The organism is Rathayibacter sp. Leaf299 (assembly GCF_001423055.1).
Classification (GTDB): Bacteria; Actinomycetota; Actinomycetes; order Actinomycetales; family Microbacteriaceae; genus Rathayibacter; species Rathayibacter caricis.
Window position 1 is genome coordinate 66531 of sequence record NZ_LMNT01000008.1, and the last position, 12578, is coordinate 79108.

Below are 12578 nucleotides of genomic sequence, written 5' to 3' on the forward strand. Positions count from 1 at the left end.
GGATCACCGGCTCAGTGCGCACCGTCGTTGCCCATCGCGTGCACGACGGCGCCGTGGCAGCCCGCCCGTGTCCAGTCGTAGGGTCCGTCGGCGTCGTCGCCGTAGAGCGCGATCCACGCGGCACCGCCCGCCTCGGGCAGCCCGGAGCCGTGGCTCTCGGGCGATCGCTCCCACGGGAGCTGGAAGGTGTAGTCGTGTCCCGCCTCCGTCATGCACTCCGCAACGAGGAACTGCATGTCGACCCAGGAGTGCAGGTTCTCGAGCTCGTCGCCCGTGAGCGCCGCTGGGTACTCGATGACCGCGGCCGAGTCCGCATCGCCGTACAGGCGCACGCCCCACTGGTCGTAGCGTGCTCCGTCGGGCGCGGCGGTCGGAGTCGGCTGCTCCGCGGGCTCGCGCGGCTCGCGGGGGAGCGACTCGTCGGACCGGACGTCGCCGGGAACGGCCGCGAGTGCCTCGTACCGCTGCACCGACGCGCTCGCCCCGACGATCAGCGCGGTCCCGATCCCGACGGTCAGGAGCACCCCGGCCACGGTGAGAGCGACGGCCGCACGGAACCGGGTCCCGCCCTGCTGCCGGCTCACGCCGCCACCGCCCCTTCGGGGCGACGACGCTCGATCGACCAGCAGAGGACGGCGGCGAGAAGGATCAGCCCCTGCGCGTTGCCGAGCAGGAGCAGGCCGAGATCGAGCGCGGGGACGGTGGACACGAGCACCGGTACCGTCGCGCTGACGTACCAGAGCGCGTCGACCGCGACCGTGGGCAGCACGCTGACGCCCACCGCGCCCAGGAGCGCCCCCGCGATCCTCGTCCTCCTGCCTGCGAGCAGCAGGAGCCCGACCGCCGCGATCAGCGTCGCGACGGGAACGGGCAGCAGGGTCGGGAGCGGCACCGTGCTCTCGGTCGTCACCCGGATGCTCGCCCACCCGCCGACGAGGACGGACGCGAGCACGAGCAGCAGTGCGACCGCCTGCAGTCCCGCCGAGAGCGAGCCGACGCGCCCGTCGAACAGGGCCTCCGTACTGCCCTCGCGGAGCCGCGCACGCCGCCAGAGCAGATCGGCGCCCGCTCCCCGCAGGACCCGGGAGCGGATCGCACGAGCGGTCCGCGCGGGGCTCTCCCCACGCTCCTCCGCCCACAGGGCGTGCTCGTGCAGATCGGAGGCGATCTCGTCGGCACGATCCGACGCGGCCAGAGTGTCGAGTCCGCGGGTGTAGAAGCGGCACCACCGCAGAGCCGAGAGCGTCGAGCGGCGGACGGCCGCGGAACGGCGGGTCACGCCGTCCCTCCCGCGAGGAGGGGCGACGACGGCGCGACTCGGGACGCCGCCGCCGCGGCGTGCGCGACGGCCCGCCCCTCGCCGGTGACCTCGTAGCAGCGCCGGGGCGGCCGCCCCTGCGCGGTCGCCTCGGCCTTGTCCTCCCACGACGACGTCACCAGGCCGCGCTCCTGCATCCGCCCGAGCGCCTTGTACAGCGTGCCGTGGGCGGTCAGCGCCGCACCGTCCCGCTCGGCGATCGAGGCCGCGAGAGCGAAGCCGTGCACGGGCTCGGCGGCGGCGAGCAGCGCCTCGAGGAGGTCGAGCTCGAGGGGGAGGACCGTCCCCGGTCTGCGTCTGGGCATGCTCCGAAGAATAGGAAGGTAGGGGTCGAGCGTCAAGGTGCGCGGCTACGCTCGCTGCATGGGGGAACGGGCGATCTGCGTCGAGACGGTCATCGACGCCGATTCAGGGGTGCGCAACAGCGCGTTGGGCGTGCTCTTCGGCTACTTCGGGCGCTTCCGGTGCGAGTGGGTCCCCGCGACCGATGCGCCCGAGCAGCTGAAGCGCGTGCGGACCGAGGCGCGCACGTGAGCACACCTCGGTCAGGCCGAGCACAGGAGTACCTGCAGGAGCACCCGTGGGCGCTGGCGCTCGTCAGCGGCCTCTTCGTCGCGGGGATCGTCGTGCTGGCCTCCGATGCCGGATGGGATCTCACCGCCGAGATCGGCGGCAGCCGCCGGCACGCTCCGCTGTGGCTCGTGCTCCTGCTCGGCGTGCCGTTGTTCGGCACCGGAGTCGTCCTGGGCGTCGTCAAGCAGGTCCAGCTGCTCATCCGGCCACCGGCTCCGACCCCGCCGCCCGCCCCCGATCCGACCGGACCGGGGTGGCTGAGCCGGGGGAGCGGCGAGGACGATCCGCGTGCGTAGGGCGGTCCCCGCGACTCCGCCCGCCGTGGCCGTAGCCCGCCTGCTCGTGTCGGTGGTCGTGCTCGCGGTGCTCGGCTACGCCTACGGCCTGAGAGTGGCGGTGGGCGACGCGAGTCCCGTCGACTACTTCGGCTACTTCACGAACCAGACCAGCCTGATCCTGAGCGTCGTGCTGCTCGTCTCGGGGGCAGTGGCGCTGCTCGACCGCGCGCCCTCCGAGTCGTCGAGCCTCGTCCGGGGGATCGCCACCGCCTACCTCGTCGTCGTCGGAGTCGTCTACAACACCCTCGTGCCGGGCACGGGATCCGCACCGCCGTGGGTCAGCGCGCTGCTGCACGTCGTCCTGCCGGTGCTCGCCGTCCTCGACTGGGCCCTCGTCGCCGACCGGCCGCCTCTGCCGTGGCGCAGGCTCCCGCTGGTCCTGCCCTACCCGCTGGTCTGGCTGGTCGTGGTGCTCGTCCGCGGGCGGACCGACGGCTGGGTCCCCTACGGCTTCCTGCTGCCCGGGAACGGGCTGCCGTCCCTGATCGCGCACGTCCTCGGCCTGATCGCCGCGGTGCTCGCGGCGGGTGCGCTCATCTGGGTCCTCAGTCGGAGCTCCGGCCTCCGAGCAGGTCCTCGACCCGCGTGACCGGCAGGTCGAACGCCTCGGCGACGGCCGCGTTCACGACCCGCCCGTCGTGGGTGCTGAGTCCCCGCGCGAGGGCGGGGTCTCTCCGCAGCGCCGCCTCCCAGCCCTGGTCCGCGAGCGCGACGACGTAGGGCAGCGTGGCGTTGGTCAGCGCCCGCGTCGAGGTCTCGGGAACCGCGCCGGGCATGTTTGCGACGCAGTAGTAGACGCTGTCGTGCACGGCGAACACCGGGTCGTCGTGGGTGGTCGGCCGCGAGCCCTCGAAGCAGCCCCCTTGGTCGATGGCGATGTCCACGAGCACCGAGCCCGCCTTCATCGTCGCCACCATCTCGTCGGTGACGAGCTTCGGCGCCCGCGCGCCGGGGATCAGCACCGAGCCGACCACCAGGTCGGCGTCGGCGACCTGCGCCGCGATCTCGTACGTCGACGACGCCCGCGTCTGGATCGCTCCGCCGAAACGGTTCTCGAGCTCGCGCAGCCGGGGGAGCGAGAGGTCGACGATCGTCACGTCCGCCCCCATCCCAACTGCGTTCGCCGCCGCATGCTCGCCGGCGACTCCTCCGCCGATCACGACGACCTTCGCCTTCGGCGTGCCGGGAACGCCGCCCAGCAGGGTGCCGCGCCCGCCCGCCGCGCTCATCAGGTGGTACGCGCCGACGGTGATCGACAGGCGCCCCGCGACCTCGCTCATCGGCGAGAGCAGCGGCAGCTGACGGTTCGGCAGCTGCACCGTCTCGTAGGCGATCGCCGTGGTCCCGGAGGCGAGCAGCGCGTCGGTGCACGGGCGGGACGCGGCGAGGTGGAGGTAGGTGAAGAGCACCTGGCCCGCGCGCATCCGCGGGTACTCCGCCTCGATCGGCTCCTTCACCTTCAGGACGAGGTCGGCCTCGCCCCAGACCTCGTCGGCGTCCGCGGCGAGCCGTGCTCCGGCTGCGGCGAAGTCCTCGTCCGTGAGGCGGGAGCCCAGGCCCGCGCCCGACTGCACGAGCACGTCGTGCCCGCGCCGGACGAGCTCGTGGACGCCGGCGGGCGTCGCGGCGACGCGGCTCTCGTTGTTCTTGATCTCGCTGGGGATCCCGATGCGCATGGCGGCTCCTCGATTCGCGGGCGCCCGAGGTGCAGCGCCCGACGCTGGGCGGTGGACGCCGATCCTGCGCCGACGTCGCTCCTATCGTGCGAAGATCGTGTTTCCGACGGGTGACGTTCCGCAGGATCGTCGAAGAACGCCCGCAGTTCCGCACGATCGGCGGTCCGAGAAGGGCAGGCGGCGATGAGACCGAAGGATCTGCACGACCTCGGCGACCTCGATCCGGTCGACCGCGCACTGGTGCGGCTGCTGCGAGCGGATGCGCGGACGCCGAACAGCCGCCTCGCCGAGCAGGCGGGCATCGCGCCGTCCACCTGCGTCTCGCGCGTGCGCTCGCTGGTGGAGCGCGGCATCATCACCGGCTTCACCGCCGAGCTCGACCCGGCCGCTCTCGGACTCACGCTGCAGGCGCTGATCAGCGTGAGCATCCGGGTCGGTCAGCGCCAGGCGATCTCCCGGTTCGCCGACGAGATCCGGGCGCTGCCCGAGGTCGTGCAGCTCTTCTTCCTCGGCGGCTCGGAGGACTTCATCATCCACGTCGCCGTCCGCGACTCCAACGACGTGCGCGACTTCGTGGTCTCGAACCTGTCGGCTCACCCCGCGGTCGCGTCGACCCGCACCAGCATCGTGTTCGACCACCACCGCAAGGGCCCGGCGGTCCCGGAGTAGGTCAGTGCGCTCCGGGGTTCATCTCGCCGTTGCTGCGATCGGTCAGCCCGGGGATCCGCTTCGCGAGCCCGGGGATGCTCTCCTCCGACAGCTCGATACGGGTGTCGCGCAGGCGCTGGCGCAGCAGCGCCTCCGGGTCCTCGTCGGGCCGCAGCTGCAGATCGCCGGCGACCTGCAGCAGGATCCCCCGCAGCTTCTCGTCGAGCACCGCGTCGTCGCTGCCGTGCTGGATCGGGTGGTCCTGGGATGCGTTCGTCATGGCTCCATGCTTCCATCCGCGGGGGCCGCCGGCGACTACTTGCGGCGGGGCGTCCGGGGGAGGATGGAGTCGTGCCCTTCACCCGCGCCCAGCTCGCGTCCTTCCGCGACCGCACGGTCGAGGATCTGCTGGGCCCCGACGTCCGCCTGCTCTTCGTCGGCATCAACCCCGGCCTCTGGACGGCGGCGACGGGCGCGCACTTCGCGCACCCCGGCAACCGCTTCTACCCGGCCCTGCTCGCGGCGGGGATCCTCGAGCGGCCGATGCGCGTGTCGGAGGGGATGAGCGACGAGGACCGCCGCCTGCTGATCGATCGCGGGATCGGCATCACGAACCTCGCAGCGCGGGCCACCTCGCGCGCCGACGAGCTGAGCGGCGAGGAGCTGCGCGCCGGGGCGCGACGGCTGGTCGCCACCGTCGAGCGGGTGCGTCCCTCCGCCGTCGCGATGGTCGGCATCACCGCGTACCGCGCGGCGTTCGGTCGGCGCTCGGCGAAGCAGGGGCGTCAGGAGGAGGGGATCGCGGGCGTCCCGCTGTGGGTCCTGCCCAATCCGAGCGGTCTGAACGCGCACGACACCACGGAGTCCCTCGGCCGCGCCTATCGCGAGCCCGCCGTCGCGGCCGGGATCGTCCCGGATCCGCCGCAGGAATAGCCCACGACCTCGGGAGGTTGCAGAAGTCCATGAGTATGCATGAAGTGAAGTTCGGCGTCGACACGTTCGGCGACGTCACCCGCGGCGCCGACGGCGCCCTGCTCCCGCACGGCCAGGTCCTGCGCGACGTCGTCGAGGAGGGCGTGCTCGCCGACGCGGTCGGCATCGACTTCTTCGGAGTGGGCGAGCACCACCGCGCCGACTTCGCGGTGAGCGCTCCCGACGTGGTCCTGGCCGCGATCGCGGGCCGCACCGAGCGCATCCACCTCGGATCCGCCGTCACCGTCCTCTCCTCCGACGACCCCGTCCGCGTCTACCAGCGCTTCGCGACCCTCGACGGAGTCTCGAACGGGCGCGCGGAGGTCATCCTCGGCCGCGGCTCCTTCACCGAGTCCTTCCCCCTCTTCGGCCTCGACCTCTCGCAGTACGAGCTCCTCTTCGAGGAGAAGCTGGAGCTCTTCCACGCCCTCCTCGAGGGCGGACCGGTGACCTGGGAGGGCCGCACCCGCGCCGCGCTCACCGAGCAGAGCGTGTTCCCCTCCGTCGAGAACGGGCGCCTGCGCACCTGGATCGGCGTCGGCGGCAGTCCGGAGTCGGTCGTCCGCGCCGCCCGGTTCGGCTTCCCGCTGGTGCTGGCGATCATCGGCGGCTCGCCGGCCCGCTTCCGCCCCTACGTCGACCTCTTCGGCCGCGCCCTCGACCAGCTCGAGCAGCCGCGCCTCCCGGTTGCCGTGCACTCGCCCGGCTTCGTCGCCGACACCGACGAGGAGGCGCGCGAGCTCTACTTCCCGCACTACAAGGGCATGGCCGACGCCATCGGCCGCGAGCGCGGCTGGTCCCCGCTCACTCCCGAGCGCTTCGCGGAGGAGGCCGGCCCCGACGGCGCGCTGCACGTCGGCTCGCCCGAGACCGTGGCCCGAAAGATCGCGAACACCGTCGGCACCCTGGGCATCGACCGCTTCGACCTCAAGTACAGCGCCGGCACCCTGCCGCACGCGGCGATCATGCACAACCTCGAGCTGTACGGCACCCGCGTGATCCCGCTAGTGCGCGAGATGCTCGCCGAGGGCTGAGCCGTCCGGGAGCGCCTTCCCGGGCGCTCCCGACGCCGGCGGCTTCCGAGCGCATGCCCTGCGCGCTCCCATCGGCCGCCCGGCTGCCGCCGATATGCTCGAGGGCTCGCCCCGCTCCTCGACCCCTCCGGAAGACCATGCCCGACAGCCACGCCGCCCGCACGCCCTACGAGGTCCTCGGCGTCTCCGCCACCGCGTCCGACGACGAGCTGCGGAAGGCCTACCGCCGCCTGCTCCGCGAGACCCACCCCGACACCGGAGGCGACGCCGCCTCGTTCCACGCGGTCCAGCTCGCCTGGGAGCGGATCGGCAGCGCCTCGGCCCGCACCGACTACGATCGCGGCGCTCCGGCCCCGGGCGCGCAGTCCCCGCAGTCGCCCTACACCGGGTCGCCCCGGCCGCAGACCGCCTCCGCCGTCCGCGCCCGCTCGTACGGCCACCCGGGCGGAGCCGCCCGCGAGTACTACCTGCGCCTCGTGCGGGAGTGGCTCGGCCGCGGCGTCGACATCGACGACCCGTTCGATCCGGCGATCGTCCGCTCCGCGCCGCGCGAAGTGCGGCGCTGGCTCGCGAAGGCGCAGGCCGAGGAGGCCACCGCCTCGCTCGTCGCCTCGCTGGGCATCGCCTACACGATCTGGAACGACGTGGCCGTCGGCGACGGCGGGCTCAAGATCGACCACGTCGTCCTCGGCCCGTCCGGGCTGCTCGCCCTGACCTCGGCCGACTGGGGCGACCCCGTGCGCCTGCGCAAGGGCGAGGTCGAGGGCGCCGGAGTCGCCGACGACGAGAAGCCGATCGCGTCGCTCTCGAAGGCGGCGAGGCGCCTGGGCCGCGAGCTCGGCGTGCGCTTCTCGGCGAGCGTCGTCGTCGTGCCCGACGACGGCCTCGAGCAGCCCTACGAGCAGGTCGAGCGCGGCCGGCACCAGGGCGCGGTACTGATCCGGCGCTCGCTCCTCCCGCAGCTGCTGCGCTCGGGCACCGACGACCGCCTCGGCGGCTACGGCGAGTCCTTCGAGGTCCGCACCCGCGTGCAGAACCGCGTCCGCTTCGTCTGACCGCTCCCGCTAGCCGCCGCGGGTCGCCCGTGCAAGGGGTTAGCAGCCGCCCCGGTCGCCGCGCACCATGGGACCGTGCCCCGGGGCACGCGACGTCGAGCGGAACGAGGAGCGACCATGGTGCGATTCGGATACACCCTGATGACCGAGCAGAGCGGACCCAAGCAACTGGTCGGCTATGCCGTCGACGCTGAGAGGCACGGCTTCGAGTTCGCCGTCTCGAGCGATCACTACTCGCCCTGGCTGACCGAGCAGGGGCACGCCTCCTACGCCTGGACCCTCCTGGGCGCGGTCGCGCAGGCGACGTCCACGATCGACCTCACCACCTACGTCACGGCTCCGACGATCCGGTACCACCCGGCCGTCGTCGCCCAGAAGGCCGCGACTCTCGCGATCCTCTCGGACGACCGCTTCACCCTCGGTCTGGGATCGGGGGAGAACCTGAACGAGCACGTCGTCGGCGAGGGCTGGCCGGCCGTCTCGGTCCGCCAGGACATGCTCGAGGAGGCTGTGCACATCATCCGCGCGCTGCACACCGGCGAGCTGGTGACGTGGGAGGGCGAGTACTTCCGCGTCGACTCCGCGCGCATCTGGGACCTGCCGGACAAGCCCGTCGAGATCGGCCTCGCCGTCTCGGGCGAGAAGTCGATCGAGCGCTTCGCGCCGCTCGGCGACCACCTGATCACCACCGAGCCCGAGGCCGAGCTGATCTCGCAGTGGACGGCCGTCCGCGGTGCCGACGCCGCGCCGTCGCGCACGATCGGGCAGATCCCGATCTGCTGGGCCCCGGACAAGGAGCAGGGCATCGCCCTCGCGCACGAGCAGTTCCGCTGGTTCGCCGGCGGCTGGGCCGTGAACGCCGACCTGCCGACCCCGGCCGGCTTCTCCGGAGCGTCGAAGTTCGTGCGCCCCGAGGACGTGGCCGAGCAGATCGCCTGCGGACCCGACCTCGACGAGCTCGCCGAGAGCTTCCTGCCCTACATCGAGGCCGGGTTCACGGACATCGCGCTGGTCCAGGTCGGCGACGAGCTGCAGCAGCGCTTCCTCGACGAGGCGGCCGACGGCCTCCTCGAGCGCCTGCGCGCCCTCGCGCCGTGAGCGACCCCGTCGTGCTCAGAAGCCGCGCAGCCGCTCGATCTCGCGACGGTCGCGTTTGGTCGGCCGGCCGGCACCCCGGTCGCGCTCGATGATCGCGGGCGCCGATTCGCGCGGCGGGGGCGGCGGAGTGAGATCCTCCGCGCACTCCGCCGCGATAGGCGCGCCGACCCGCTTCACGATCAGCCCGCGCACGATCAGGCGCCGGTCGAATCCGGCGATGCGGGCGCGGACCTCGTCGCCGACCTTCACGGTCTGCGCCGCCTTCGCCCGCTCGCCGTTGACGCGGATGTGGCCCGCGCGGGCCGCTGAGGTCGCGGCCGATCGCGTCTTGTACACGCGGACCGCCCACAGCCAGGCGTCCACGCGCACGGCGCCGGTGACCGGGATCTGCATCCGTCCAGTCTACGAACCCGGGAGCCGGGTGGTCCCTCCGGGCCGCTCGGCGGACCCGCACACCCCGCGGTCCCCAGGACCGCCCGACAAGGAGGTCTCCTCATGAGCACCGACCACGGCAACACCGGCTCGAACCCCAACGGCAGCACCTACACCGGACAGGAGGACGCTTCTGTCGCCGAGGCGACCGCCACGAGCACGGCCGCCGGCACCCCGGGCGATGTCGGCATGAGCACGACGAGCGCGCGCTCCTCCGAGGGCGGCACCGGCGTCCCGACCCGCGGCGCGCCCCCGCACAGCGGACTGCCGTCGGAGCTGCGCGACACCGCGTTCGAGCACGCGGGCGCCGAGTACGCGCTCGTCCCGTCCGGCCACGAGGAGTGGCACGTCCGCCACCCCGACGGCCGCGCCGTCGGGAAGCTCGCCGTGATCTCGCACGCGGGCGATGCGGCGGAGGCCGTCTTCGTCTCGAGCCGCCTCGGCTCCGAGGACGCCGTCGCCGAGGGCACCGACTGGCGCGGACTGGTGTCGGCCGTCATCAACGACGAGGCCGCCGACCAGCGCGAGGGCGTCGACCTCGACCCCGCCGCCGTCCGCGTGCGGGGCGGGCTGATCAGCCGCGAGGCGACGGACGTGACCGACCTCTCCTAGTGCGAGGCGCTTCCGGGCGCCGCGTCAGCGCGCGAGCAGCGCCGCGTTGATCCGGGCCGAGAGCTCAGCGTCGACGCGGCGCTCGCTCCCGTCGACGGCGCGGATGGGAGCCGCGTTCCGCGCGCTCGAGACCAGCCAGGCGGCGTCCGCGGCGTCCAGGTCCTCGCGGCGCAGGGCCCGGTAGGCGGTCCGCAGACCGAGTCCGTCCGCCAGCGCGAACAGGTCGGCCTGCGTCGTCCCGGGCAGCAGGCCCAGGCTCGGCGGCGGAGTGAGCAGCGCGCCGCCCGTGAGCAGCACGAGGTTCGAGGTCGGCCCCTCCAGCAGGAACCCGTCGCTCGAGACGAAGAGCGCGTCGTCCGCCCCGCGCCGCACCGCCTCGCGCGACGCCGCGCGGTTGACCGCGTACGAGAGCGTCTTCGCCCCCGCGAGCAGCCAGGGCGAGGTCTCCCTCACGTCCGACCGCAGCCCCCGGTCCAGCAGCACGATCCGCACTCCGTCCCGCCGCGCGGGGCCGAAGTCCGGACTCGTCTGGACGAACACCACGCCCGTCGGCCGTCCGTCGCCCTCGAGCCCGCGCGTCAGGATCGTCTTCACCATCGCCTCCGGCACCCGCGGATGCGAGGCGACCGCCTCGTCGATCGCGTGCCGCCATGCGGCGCCGTCGGGCTCCGGCAGCTCCAGCATCCGGGCCGAGGCCGCGAAGCGGTCGAGGTGGGCGTCGAGCGCCTGCAGCCGCCCGTCGACGAGGTTGATCGTCTCGAACACGCCGTCGCCCCGGGTGAAGCCGAGATCGGTGACGTCGATCCCGCCGACGCCGGTCGGATCGACGACCGCCGCCGCGGCGAGGCCGTGGCCCGGTGACGCCTCGCACGGGCGGTCGAGCAGGACGAGGGTGTCAGCGGGCATGGGCGGTGCGGTCCTTCCGGAGGGAGCGGCGAGCGGAGGAGCGGAGCAGCGCGATCGTCAGCAGCGCGCCCAGGAGCGAGCCGAGTCCGTTCGAGACGAGGTCGCGGACGTCTGAGACGCGCGACGGCAGCCAGAGCAGCTGGATCGTCTCGACGAGCACCGAGACGCCGAGCCCGATCAGGGCGGCGAGCAGACGGCGGCGCGGAGGCAGCTGCGCGGCCAGCAGCGCCCCGAGCGGCACGAGCATGAGCACGTTCGCGGTGAACTCGGCGACGTCGTAGTCGAACCACGAGGTCAGCGGAGTCGAGCCGAGGAAGGCGATGATCGAGCGGACGAGCGTCGACGGCTCCCCGGCCGGGTACGGCGCAGGGGTCAGCGTGATCAGCGCGATGACCGCGAGCCAGAGCGCCGTCGCGAGACGGAGGACTCCTGAGCGGCGCATCGTCCGATTCTGCCAGCCGCGGGGAGTCGCACCGTCCGGTCGTCCCGGCGCGGTGTGTCAGGCTGGAGGGCATGACGGGCAGCGACAGCGGCGGCGACGCCGCCCTTCCGCGCCACCCCTTCGACGCGTCGCTCGGCGACGGCTGGGTCGAGGTCGGGGACGGGCGCCGGTTCTGGGGCCGTTTCGGCGCGGCCGGTCTGCTCCTCCGCGACCCCGACGGCCGGGTGCTGCTGCAGCACCGCGTCGCCTGGAGCCACTTCGGCGGCACCTGGGGGCTCCCCGGAGGAGCCCGCCACCCCGAGGAGACGGCCTTCGAGGCCGCCCTGCGCGAGTCGGTGGAGGAGGCGGGCGTCCCGCCCGAGCTCGTCGTCCCCGATGCCGCCAGTGTCGTCACCGTCGGACCCTGGAGCTACACCACCGTCCTCGCGCACGCGCTCGAGCACTTCGAGCCGCGCATCGCCGACGCCGAGAGCACCGAGCTGCGGTGGGTCGCCCCCGACGACGTCGAGGCGCTGCCGCTGCACCCCGGCTTCGGCGCCTCCTGGAGCGGGCTGCGTGCCCTCGACACGGCGCTCCCCGTGCTGGTCGTCGACGCCGCGAACGTCGTCGGCTCCCGGCCCGACGGCTGGTGGCGCGACCGCGCGGGAGCCGCGGAGCGACTCCTCGACGGCCTGGCCGCTCTGGCGGTCGCGGGTCTGCCCGGCGCGGTGCTCGGAGTCGCCGCCGATCGCGTCTGGCCGCGGATCGCCGTGGTCCTCGAGGGCGCGGCCCGCGACGCCGACACCACGGCCGCCCTCGCCGCCGTCCCGCCACGGCGCCTCCGGATCGAGTCGGCGGACGGCTCGGGCGACGACGCGATCGTCGCCCTGGTGCGCGCGCTCGACGCCCCCGCCGCCGTGGTCACCGCCGACCGCGAGCTGATCGCCCGAGTGAGCGCCCTCGGAGCCGCCGCCCTCGGCCCCCGCACCCTGCTCGACCTCCTCGCCGCCCAAGACCCGCGCGGGGAATAGCCGGGCGGCCACCGGGGTTGGAGTCGGCATGGCTACGACCACGATGACCCTCGACTCCCACGACCAGACCGTCTCCGACGGCATCGTCCTCATCGACTTCTGGGCGGCCTGGTGCGGCCCGTGCCGCCAGTTCGCCCCGGTCTTCGAGGCGTCGAGCGACAAGAACGCCGACATCACTTTCGCGAAGGTCGACACGGAGGACCAGCAGCAGCTCGCCGCGAGCTACGGCATCTCCTCCATCCCGACCCTCGTCGTCTACCGCGACGGCATCCCGCTGATGGCGCAGCCCGGCGCGCTGCCCGCCCCGGCGCTCGACAACCTCATCGAGCAGGTGCGCGGTCTCGACATGGTCGAGGTGCGCCGCCAGTACGACGAGGCGAAGGCCGCTCAGGAGGCCGCCGGCCCCGAGCAGTTCGCCGACGGCGCCCAGATCTGACGCTCGCACGACGGAACCCCCGCGACCA

19 protein-coding genes are annotated in these 12578 nt (G+C 73.6%); 11 read left to right on the top strand and 8 right to left on the bottom strand.

Translation table 11 applies throughout. The features are described from left to right. Positions 1-11: 11 nt before the first annotated feature. Genes ASF48_RS18515 through ASF48_RS18525 form a run of 3 tightly spaced genes read right to left on the bottom strand, consistent with a single transcriptional unit; the run spans position 12 to position 1623 of the window. Positions 12-584, bottom strand: coding sequence for a hypothetical protein (locus ASF48_RS18515; RefSeq protein WP_055794856.1), 573 nt, complete (start codon positions 582-584; stop codon positions 12-14). After that, positions 581-1279, bottom strand: coding sequence for a hypothetical protein (locus ASF48_RS18520; RefSeq protein ID WP_055794858.1), 699 nt, complete (start codon positions 1277-1279; stop codon positions 581-583). The genes ASF48_RS18515 and ASF48_RS18520 overlap by 4 nt, the downstream gene beginning before the upstream one ends. Next, positions 1276-1623, bottom strand: coding sequence for a PadR family transcriptional regulator (locus tag ASF48_RS18525; protein ID WP_055794859.1), 348 nt, complete (start codon positions 1621-1623; stop codon positions 1276-1278). The genes ASF48_RS18520 and ASF48_RS18525 overlap by 4 nt, the downstream gene beginning before the upstream one ends. 58 nt (positions 1624-1681) lie before the next feature. On the opposite strand from ASF48_RS18525, the gene ASF48_RS18530 reads away from it, so the two are divergent. Genes ASF48_RS18530 through ASF48_RS18540 form a run of 3 tightly spaced genes read left to right on the top strand, consistent with a single transcriptional unit; the run spans position 1682 to position 2818 of the window. Continuing rightward, a complete protein-coding gene (locus tag ASF48_RS18530) occupies positions 1682-1852 on the top strand; it encodes a hypothetical protein (RefSeq protein ID WP_157603251.1) in 171 nt (56 codons plus the stop codon). Continuing rightward, positions 1849-2187, top strand: coding sequence for a hypothetical protein (locus ASF48_RS18535; protein ID WP_055794862.1), 339 nt, complete (start codon positions 1849-1851; stop codon positions 2185-2187). The genes ASF48_RS18530 and ASF48_RS18535 overlap by 4 nt, the downstream gene beginning before the upstream one ends. Continuing rightward, positions 2180-2818, top strand: a complete 639-nt coding sequence (locus tag ASF48_RS18540) for a Pr6Pr family membrane protein (RefSeq protein ID WP_230670365.1) — start codon at positions 2180-2182, stop codon at positions 2816-2818. Before ASF48_RS18535 ends, ASF48_RS18540 begins: the two co-directional genes overlap by 8 nt. On the opposite strand, the gene ald is transcribed toward ASF48_RS18540, so the two are convergent. Beyond that, positions 2775-3905 carry an alanine dehydrogenase gene (gene ald, locus ASF48_RS18545; protein WP_055794868.1) on the bottom strand — a complete coding sequence of 377 codons (1131 nt, stop codon included), beginning with the start codon at positions 3903-3905 and terminating at the stop codon, positions 2775-2777. The two genes, ASF48_RS18540 and ald, sit on opposite strands and share 44 nt — an antisense overlap. Positions 3906-4088: 183 nt before the next feature. Here ald and ASF48_RS18550 point away from each other — a divergent pair, with 183 nt between their 5' ends. Next, on the top strand, positions 4089-4574 hold the full coding sequence (locus ASF48_RS18550) for an Lrp/AsnC family transcriptional regulator (RefSeq protein WP_055794869.1): 486 nt from the start codon (positions 4089-4091) through the stop codon (positions 4572-4574). 1 nt (position 4575) lies between these two features. Here ASF48_RS18550 and ASF48_RS18555 read toward each other — a convergent pair whose 3' ends face one another. After that, positions 4576-4833: a hypothetical protein gene (locus ASF48_RS18555; RefSeq protein WP_055794872.1), complete on the bottom strand. Its 258-nt coding sequence runs from the start codon at positions 4831-4833 to the stop codon at positions 4576-4578. A 71-nt stretch (positions 4834-4904) separates the two neighbouring features. Between ASF48_RS18555 and mug the strand changes: the two genes are divergently transcribed. The 4 genes from mug (at position 4905) to ASF48_RS18575 (ending at position 8712) form a co-directional block, all read left to right on the top strand. Then, positions 4905-5486 (top strand): G/U mismatch-specific DNA glycosylase, encoded by a 582-nt coding sequence (gene mug, locus ASF48_RS18560; RefSeq protein ID WP_055794875.1) that lies wholly within the window; start codon positions 4905-4907, stop codon positions 5484-5486. Between the two features lie 35 nt (positions 5487-5521). Next, positions 5522-6559 (top strand): LLM class flavin-dependent oxidoreductase, encoded by a 1038-nt coding sequence (locus tag ASF48_RS18565; RefSeq protein WP_055794878.1) that lies wholly within the window; start codon positions 5522-5524, stop codon positions 6557-6559. A 137-nt stretch (positions 6560-6696) separates the two neighbouring features. Next, positions 6697-7614, top strand: coding sequence for a J domain-containing protein (locus ASF48_RS18570; protein ID WP_055794881.1), 918 nt, complete (start codon positions 6697-6699; stop codon positions 7612-7614). A gap of 117 nt (positions 7615-7731) precedes the next feature. Continuing rightward, positions 7732-8712, top strand: a complete 981-nt coding sequence (locus ASF48_RS18575) for a TIGR03557 family F420-dependent LLM class oxidoreductase (RefSeq protein WP_055794884.1) — start codon at positions 7732-7734, stop codon at positions 8710-8712. A gap of 15 nt (positions 8713-8727) precedes the next feature. On the opposite strand, the gene ASF48_RS18580 is transcribed toward ASF48_RS18575, so the two are convergent. Then, positions 8728-9105: an RNA-binding S4 domain-containing protein gene (locus tag ASF48_RS18580; protein ID WP_055794888.1), complete on the bottom strand. Its 378-nt coding sequence runs from the start codon at positions 9103-9105 to the stop codon at positions 8728-8730. A 102-nt stretch (positions 9106-9207) separates the two neighbouring features. Between ASF48_RS18580 and ASF48_RS18585 the strand changes: the two genes are divergently transcribed. Next, complete coding sequence (locus ASF48_RS18585) at positions 9208-9756, top strand: hypothetical protein (protein ID WP_055794892.1); 549 nt, start codon at positions 9208-9210, stop codon at positions 9754-9756. Between the two features lie 24 nt (positions 9757-9780). On the opposite strand, the gene ASF48_RS18590 is transcribed toward ASF48_RS18585, so the two are convergent. After that, positions 9781-10662, bottom strand: coding sequence for an aminotransferase class IV (locus ASF48_RS18590; protein ID WP_055794893.1), 882 nt, complete (start codon positions 10660-10662; stop codon positions 9781-9783). Further along, on the bottom strand, positions 10652-11104 hold the full coding sequence (locus tag ASF48_RS18595) for a VanZ family protein (protein WP_055794895.1): 453 nt from the start codon (positions 11102-11104) through the stop codon (positions 10652-10654). The genes ASF48_RS18590 and ASF48_RS18595 overlap by 11 nt, the downstream gene beginning before the upstream one ends. A 71-nt stretch (positions 11105-11175) precedes the next feature. Between ASF48_RS18595 and ASF48_RS18600 the strand changes: the two genes are divergently transcribed. Both ASF48_RS18600 and trxA read left to right on the top strand, forming a co-directional pair. Further along, the gene (locus ASF48_RS18600) at positions 11176-12114 is read left to right on the top strand and encodes an NUDIX domain-containing protein (RefSeq protein WP_055794898.1); all 939 of its coding nucleotides are present in this window, start codon (positions 11176-11178) and stop codon (positions 12112-12114) included. Between the two features lie 28 nt (positions 12115-12142). Beyond that, complete coding sequence (trxA, locus tag ASF48_RS18605) at positions 12143-12550, top strand: thioredoxin (RefSeq protein ID WP_055794900.1); 408 nt, start codon at positions 12143-12145, stop codon at positions 12548-12550. Positions 12551-12578: the final 28 nt, after the last annotated feature.

Coding starts and splice junctions, on each gene's coding strand:
- ASF48_RS18525 (WP_055794859.1), bottom strand. CDS start 1,623: ATGCCCAGACGCAGACCGGGGACGGTCCTCCCCCTCGAGCTCGACCTC.
- ASF48_RS18530 (WP_157603251.1), top strand. CDS start 1,682: ATGGGGGAACGGGCGATCTGCGTCGAGACGGTCATCGACGCCGATTCA.
- ald (WP_055794868.1), bottom strand. CDS start 3,905: ATGCGCATCGGGATCCCCAGCGAGATCAAGAACAACGAGAGCCGCGTC.
- ASF48_RS18550 (WP_055794869.1), top strand. CDS start 4,089: ATGAGACCGAAGGATCTGCACGACCTCGGCGACCTCGATCCGGTCGAC.
- ASF48_RS18555 (WP_055794872.1), bottom strand. CDS start 4,833: ATGACGAACGCATCCCAGGACCACCCGATCCAGCACGGCAGCGACGAC.
- ASF48_RS18565 (WP_055794878.1), top strand. CDS start 5,522: ATGCATGAAGTGAAGTTCGGCGTCGACACGTTCGGCGACGTCACCCGC.
- ASF48_RS18570 (WP_055794881.1), top strand. CDS start 6,697: ATGCCCGACAGCCACGCCGCCCGCACGCCCTACGAGGTCCTCGGCGTC.
- ASF48_RS18575 (WP_055794884.1), top strand. CDS start 7,732: ATGGTGCGATTCGGATACACCCTGATGACCGAGCAGAGCGGACCCAAG.
- ASF48_RS18580 (WP_055794888.1), bottom strand. CDS start 9,105: ATGCAGATCCCGGTCACCGGCGCCGTGCGCGTGGACGCCTGGCTGTGG.
- ASF48_RS18585 (WP_055794892.1), top strand. CDS start 9,208: ATGAGCACCGACCACGGCAACACCGGCTCGAACCCCAACGGCAGCACC.
- ASF48_RS18590 (WP_055794893.1), bottom strand. CDS start 10,662: ATGCCCGCTGACACCCTCGTCCTGCTCGACCGCCCGTGCGAGGCGTCA.
- ASF48_RS18595 (WP_055794895.1), bottom strand. CDS start 11,104: ATGCGCCGCTCAGGAGTCCTCCGTCTCGCGACGGCGCTCTGGCTCGCG.
- ASF48_RS18600 (WP_055794898.1), top strand. CDS start 11,176: ATGACGGGCAGCGACAGCGGCGGCGACGCCGCCCTTCCGCGCCACCCC.
- trxA (WP_055794900.1), top strand. CDS start 12,143: ATGGCTACGACCACGATGACCCTCGACTCCCACGACCAGACCGTCTCC.